The 6,361-nt window shown below is 45.5% G+C and carries 5 protein-coding genes; all 5 read right to left on the bottom strand.

What is annotated here, in order from left to right; all coding sequences use genetic code 11:
• Window positions 1-272, bottom strand: a 272-nt coding sequence (locus GXO76_02860; protein NOY76792.1) for a hypothetical protein, incomplete at its 3' end; no start/stop codon positions are given.
• Window positions 269-2,149 (bottom strand): asparagine synthase (glutamine-hydrolyzing), encoded by a 1,881-nt coding sequence (asnB, locus tag GXO76_02855; protein ID NOY76791.1) that lies wholly within the window; start codon window positions 2,147-2,149, stop codon window positions 269-271. The genes GXO76_02860 and asnB, both read right to left, overlap by 4 nt.
• 2 nt (window positions 2,150-2,151) lie before the next feature.
• Window positions 2,152-3,321 carry a glycosyltransferase family 4 protein gene (locus tag GXO76_02850; GenBank protein ID NOY76790.1) on the bottom strand — a complete coding sequence of 390 codons (1,170 nt, stop codon included), beginning with the start codon at window positions 3,319-3,321 and terminating at the stop codon, window positions 2,152-2,154.
• Between the two features lie 218 nt (window positions 3,322-3,539).
• Window positions 3,540-4,859: a UDP-glucose/GDP-mannose dehydrogenase family protein gene (locus tag GXO76_02845; GenBank protein NOY76789.1), complete on the bottom strand. Its 1,320-nt coding sequence runs from the start codon at window positions 4,857-4,859 to the stop codon at window positions 3,540-3,542.
• A 40-nt stretch (window positions 4,860-4,899) separates the two neighbouring features.
• Window positions 4,900-6,357, bottom strand: coding sequence for a sugar transferase (locus GXO76_02840; GenBank protein ID NOY76788.1), 1,458 nt, complete (start codon window positions 6,355-6,357; stop codon window positions 4,900-4,902).
• Window positions 6,358-6,361 lie beyond the last annotated feature (4 nt).

Below are 6,361 nucleotides of genomic sequence, written 5' to 3'. Positions count from 1 at the left end.
TGTTCGGCAAAATGCACCAGATCGATCCCCACACCACAGCCGATTTCCAGCAGCTTTTTGCCCTTGTAGGCCGAAAAGTCCACCACACGCGGCAGGTAATTCAGTTTATCGAATCGATATTCGTCCAGATCGTCAAAAAAGCCCAGCGTTCCCACCGGATGTTTGGCAATGGCCAGATCGTGAATGTGATCGTTCCAGTAGTGATGAATTTCCTGCAATTTTGGCGACAGGGACTCGATGTCCACTTTCAATGTATCGGTTTCTTTTGTCATGATTGCCTTCCGTACAAATCGTACCACCATTCAAACATCATCAATGCCCACAGCCGGTGACTGTGATTTTCTTTGCCCCGCAGATGCTCATCCACAAGACGATTTATGTAGTCAACCTGGAAAAATCCCTCCCGGCGAATCTTTTCCGGCGAGAGGATATCCAGCATCATGTCTCTCAGTTCGTTGCGAATCCAGTTTTTGATGGGGATACTGAATCCCTGTTTATCCCGGGTCAAAATTTTCTCCGGAAGCAAATCCCGCATGGTCTCTTTGAGAATGTATTTCGTTTCCCCATTTTTGATTTTGAGCGACCCGGGCACCCGAAACGCGAATTCCACAATCCGGTGATCCAGAAACGGCACACGCGCTTCGAGAGATGTGGCCATGCTCATGCGGTCGACTTTTACCAGAATGTCGTCCACGAGGTAGGTTTTCACATCCACAAAGCTCTGCTGATTGAGCCGGTCACTGGTTGCAGCCTGTGAAAAATAATCGCGCATAAATTGAAACGTGGCACCATCCCCGAATTTTTCCGCATGTTCCGGCAAAAACAGCCGTGCCCGGTCCACATCGGAGAGAAAAATCATCCAGCGCACGTGCTGGAGGTCATCCGGGTAGGCCGCGCCTTCCGTGAATCGCTTGATTTTGTTGATGAGGCCCTTTTTCTGGGATGTGGGAGGCAGTGCCCGTGCGAAGGGTTCCACCAATCCTTTTCGAATAAATCCGGGAATTTGCCGGTACGTGCGCGCCATCTTGTCTGCGATGTAGGTGTCGTACCCACCGAAGAGCTCATCACCGCCGTCGCCCGACAGAATGACCGTCACGTGTTCCCGCGCCATTTTGGAAACCAGGTACGTCGGGAAAATGGAGAAATCGCCGAAGGGCTCATCCAGATGGTAGATGAGCTTTTCCACCATTGAAACGGCATCCGGTTGAATGATGAATTCTTTGTGTTCGGTTTGAAAGGCTTTGGCCACGGTGCGGGCATACTCCAGCTCGTTGTACGAGGAATCCTCAAATCCGATGGAAAAGGATTTCACGGGTTGATTCATGTGCCCCGCCATGAGCCCCACAATGGTGCTGGAATCGATGCCGCCGCTCAAAAAGGCTCCCAGCGGCACATCGCTGATCAACCGAAGGTTGACGGAATCGGACATGAGCGAGCGGAGTTCCTCTTTGGCTTCCTCTTCGGAGCAAAATTCTTCGGTGAAGGGAATATCCCAGTACTTTTGAACAGCAATCTGACCGTTTTCAAAAACCAGCCAGTGTCCCGGCGGAAGTTTGCGAATTTTTTTGAAGATGCTTTCGGGGGAGGAAATGTACTCAAAGGTCAGAAAATGATTGAGCGCCTCCACATCAATGGTACGGTCAATGCCGGGGACTTCGAGAATCGTCTTGATTTCCGAGCCGTACGCGAATGTTTTTCCATCCCAGTAATAATAAAGCGGCTTAATCCCGACCCGGTCACGAACCAGGAAGAGTTTCTTCTTCTTTTGATCAAAAATCGAATAGGCGAACATGCCGTTCAAATGGACCGGACTGTCTTCTCCGTATTCCTCGTACGCGTGAACGATCGCTTCCGTGTCGGTATTGGTGTAGAATTTGTGCCCCTTTGCCTGCAGCGTGTCGCGAAGGGTCTTGAAATTGTAAATCTCACCGTTAAACACAATGGCCAGGGAATGATCTTCGTTGTAAATGGGCTGCGTGCCGGTGCTTAAATCGATAATACTCAGCCGGCGCATGCCCATCCCGAAATTATCGTGAGCAAAATAACCTGCTTCATCCGGGCCACGATGCGTGATGGTGTCGCACATTGCTTTTACCAGGGGCTCGGGAACATGTTTATCGTGGAAAGAAACGCCGCAAATCCCGCACATAATTAATTCCTGCTCACGTGTTCGTAAAGATCATTTAATTTCTTTAAATAAACGGAATACGTGTACTTTTCTTCTGCCAGTTTTCGGGCATTTTCTGTAATCAGGCGCGAAAGCTCGTTATTTTCCAGAACCTGATTGGTTCCCCGTGCAAAATCCTCCGGGGACGGATGGGTTAAGATGGCCACCGAATCGTTCATAACCTGGGTGTGCGTTATGAGATTGGTTGCCACAATGGGTTTACCGGATCGCAAATAGGAGTAAATCTTCAGGGGCGTGTTGTTCCCATGCGTTCTGGGAGACAACAAGACATCCGAATATTCCACAAATTTTTCGGCTGTTACGGGAGAAACCATCCCGGTAAAATAGAAATGATCGGACAGCCCCAATTTTTGAACCTGATTTTTGTAATGCTCCACCTGTTCCGGTTTCCCCCCCACCATCAGATACACCACTTCCGGGTGCCGCCGAATGACCTGGGCAGCGCTCTCAACCAACAGATCCAGCCCCTGGTAGGGTTCAAACGTACCGGAATACAAAACCTTCACGCGTCCCTTTAATTGATCCCAGGGAACCAGTGTTTTAATCTCTCCATTGGTGTTTTCGAAAAGGCTGGCGTAATCCACCACATTTTCAATTAATGTGTGGTACGTTTTAATTCCCAGTGATTCTACATAATTATAAAGTTCCGGACAAATAGTAATGACTCCTTCCGCATTCTCAAGTGTCTTTTTTTCCAGCCATTCAAACGTTTTGTGGATGACATTTGAATGCGTAAAACTAAAATTATGTAATTGTTGGGGCAAACTTGAATGCATATCGTAAATATGGGGGATTTTAAAAATCCTTTTCAGAAGAATCCCCATAAACCCGGCCTCCTCGTGCGTGTGAAGCACCTCATATTTATGTCGTCTTAATAGGGAAAAAGCTTTAAGAAATAGGGCGATATCCATGGGTATTTTTGCCAGAGACGGCCCGACTTTCACCTTTCTGATCGGCAGTTTGGGAATCCGGTAAATCTGAATATTGGGAAACCCTTTATCTTCTCCGACGTGGTAGGTTACCAGATCCACCGAATGCCCCAGATCAGACAGTGCTTTCAGTCTCCCGAGCACGCTAAAGGGTGTACCCCGGGGCTGGAAAAAGGGTTGCGGTGCAATCATCAATATCTTCATAGGTCGACCTTTCTTTTATTTTTTGATCGACTTTGGATTAAGGCAAAAAAAATACCAAAGCAAAACTTTGGTATTTCTTTTTTTATTATTAATTTTCAATAGGTTATACCAATCCTTTGGTTAGAAACAGAAAAGGTGCGAGCAAACGATGTACTATTTTGAAACATTGATCGATTACTGCCCACACCCCTTTATGCCAATATGAAACAGCTTCATCTTTAGGAAGTGACCTTATCCTTGGCTCTTCCCACGCTGTAATAAATAAACCCTTTTTCCTGCATCTTTTCAGGTTCATAGATATTCCGCAAGTCGAAAACATAATTCGACCGCATGAGAGACTTAATCTTGTCCAAATCCAGGCTGCGGAATTGATTCCATTCCGTCATAAAAACCAGAGCATCCGCCCCTTCAAGAGTATCGTATGTATCCTTGGCATAGTGTACCTTCGGCAAAATTTTGCGCGCATTTTCCGTGGCAACCGGGTCAAACGCATGCACCTCTGCTCCCTCACTCAAAAGGCTCTTGATGATATCGATGGAAGGCGCATCTCTCATATCGTCCGTGTTGGGTTTAAACGCCAAGCCCAGGACCGCAATTTTTTTGCCTTTTAAATCTCCCATAGCCTGTTTGATTTTTTCAAACATGCGCTCACGTTGCTTGTAATTTACTTCAATAGCAGACCCCACAATCTTAAACTCATATCCCCTTTGTTTGGCCAATTGGTAAATAGCCGATGTATCTTTGGGGAAACAGGATCCGCCATAGCCCGGGCCCGCGTGCAAAAATTTGCGTCCGATCCGGTTGTCCAAACCCATGCCCTTTGCCACGTCATGAACATCCGCTCCCACAATTTCGCAGATATTGGCGATTTCATTAATATAGGAGATTTTCGTTGCCAAGAAAGCATTGGCGGCATATTTGATGAGTTCAGCGCTTTCAATATTTGTAATGACGAACGGCGTTTCAATTAAATAAAGCGGCGCATAAAGGTCTTTCATAATGGCAATGGATTCGTCTGTTTCTGCTCCAATGACCACCCGATCGGGACGCATAAAATCATCGATAGCGGAACCCTCCCGCAAAAATTCGGGATTGGATGCCACGGCAAACGGGATCGAATTCTTTTGATTTTTTTCAATTACATGCTTAATCCATTTCCCCGTACCAACGGGAGCCGTGCTTTTGTTGACGACAACCTTGTATCCATTCTTGTACTTTGCAATATCCTTTGCAACGGCCTCAATATACTGAAGATCAGCCGATCCATCCGGTTTGGGTGGCGTTCCTACGGCAATAAAAATGACCAGTGCTTTTTCAATAGCCTCTTTAATATCGGTTGTAAAGTGAAGGCGATTTTCCTTTACATTTTTGGCAACCATAATATCCAGGCCCGGTTCATAAATGGGAATTTCACCATTATTCAGTTTGTCGATTTTTGACTTATCCATATCGACGCACGTTACTTCATTTCCAAATTCCGCAAAACATGTCCCTGTAACCAGACCAACGTAACCCGTTCCAACAATTGCAATATGCATATTTAAACCTCCATGTTCTTAGCTTTTCATTCCAATCAAATTAGTAGGCACCGTAGCCAAAAAGGACCACAAAAATGGTTTTAAACATAATCTTAAAATCCAGAAATAGGGACCAATTATCAATATAATCCAGATCCATTTGCATCCATTCGTCGAAATCGACTTCGTTTCTTCCGCTCACCTGCCAAATGCATGTTAATCCGGGCTTGAGGCTCAGGCGGCGGCGCTGCCAGATTTCATACATTTCAACCTCAACCGGCAGCGGCGGACGCGGACCAACGATACTCATATCCCCTTTTAAAACATTAAAGAGCTGGGGCAATTCATCCATACTGGTTTTCCGCAAAAAACGCCCAAAAGGATACACACGGGGATCATGTTTGATCTTGAAAACCGGCCCCTTCATTTCATTCTGCCGCTCAAGCTCCTTCTTTTTTATATCGGCTCCTACCCGCATCGTCCTGAATTTGTAGAGCGTAAAGCGCCTGCCGTTAACCCCCACACGCTCTTGTTTGAATAAAATCGGTCCCGGTGACGACAATTTGATCCCGACAGCAATTATTAGGAATAATGGCGCTGCCACAACAATTCCAACCAGCGACAAAATAATGTCCAGGCTTCGTTTAATAAAAAGCTGCCACTCATTTGCAGGAACCGTATCAAATTCCAGCAGGGGAATATTCCCCAGTTTGCTCTGTTTGAGTTTGGATATTTTCGTATTGTATAAATCAATCGAGATGTATGCGCCGACGCCTTCATTTTCACAGGCAATAATCGCATTCTCAATTTTGCTCAGCCAATTTCGGGGAACAACAAAAACAACATTATCAACCACATAATCATGCAGGATCGGAGGAATATCCCGTAAGCGTCCCAGCACCTTAAACCCTCTTACGCGAGTGCCCACTTTTCCGGGTTCATCGTCAACAAGACCAATGATTTTGAGCCCCCACTTGGAATGTTTTTGGACACTATCAATAAACTTTTGGGCACGCGGCCCTGTTCCGACAATGAGTAAATTGATGCTGTTGTAGCCGCTTTTCCGAAGAATTTCCAGAAGAAAATTCACCGTCTTCTTCTCAAGCAAAATAAAGACGATTGACATACCCGTAAACGTGAGAATAAAGAGGCGGCTTGTTAACGTCATTTTCGTCAGAAAAACAACGCTTCCCAGGGCTAATGTGACAAAAAAACTGGATTTCAGGGTTATCCAAACGATCTCCCAGAAACTGCGCGTTCGGAAATCGGTGTACACCCCAAAATAAGAGAGAAAAATCAACCAGAATACGATGGCACTAATAAAAATGGAAATATTATATTCAAAAAAATAAATGGCCCCGTTCAAATCAAAGGACGGAGCATAGGCCATTTCGCCCAAATTGTACAGTGTTCGAATATACCCAATGATAAAAAATGACACAAAAAAAGCCAAACTAACTGTAATGGCATCAAAAATCTGCAATATATTTTTAAGGAACGCTTCCTTTTCGTGAACCATGAAA

The organism is Calditrichota bacterium, from assembly GCA_013151735.1.
In the GTDB taxonomy this organism is placed as follows: Bacteria; Zhuqueibacterota; JdFR-76; order JdFR-76; family BMS3Abin05; genus BMS3Abin05.
Note: the sequence above shows the minus strand (reverse complement) of the source record. Positions and strands in the feature narration are given on the sequence as shown.